Here is a 392-nt window from a genome sequence, read left to right on the forward strand (position 1 = left end):
CGCTGGTATGGGGTGAGCCGGGGCACGGTGCGCGAGGCCTTGCGGCGGCTGGCGGCACGGGGACTGGTGGTGCAGCACCCCGGACGCCAGGCGCGAGCGGTGGCGCTGGACGAATCGTTGACGCTGGAGAACCTGGGCCTGGCGCTGCATGCCGCGAACTCCGAGGAGAGCCGGCGGCTGCTGGAGGGCTTCTTCAACCTCAAGCGGCAGGTGCTGGTGGAGCTCCTGGCCGACTGCTGTGCGAGGGCCTCCGAGTCGCAGGTAAGCCAGTTGGAGGCCAGCTGCTACGCGCTCTGGGACGCAGCGCGCTGGCACCCCGGGGAGCGCTGCGCCCAGTTGGAGTTCGAGTTGCTGCGGCTGGCGGCCCAGGCGGCTGCACGTCCCGGGCACCT

General features: G+C 71.9%; 1 protein-coding gene. It reads left to right on the forward strand.

Translation table 11 applies throughout. The features are described from left to right. Positions 1-392 (forward strand): GntR family transcriptional regulator (locus ACLEQD_RS45210; RefSeq protein ID WP_410392042.1); only part of this gene is annotated, 392 nt, incomplete at both ends.

Origin of the sequence: Corallococcus sp. 4LFB (assembly GCF_046520365.1) — a bacterium.
Lineage (GTDB): Bacteria > Myxococcota > Myxococcia > Myxococcales > Myxococcaceae > Corallococcus > Corallococcus caeni.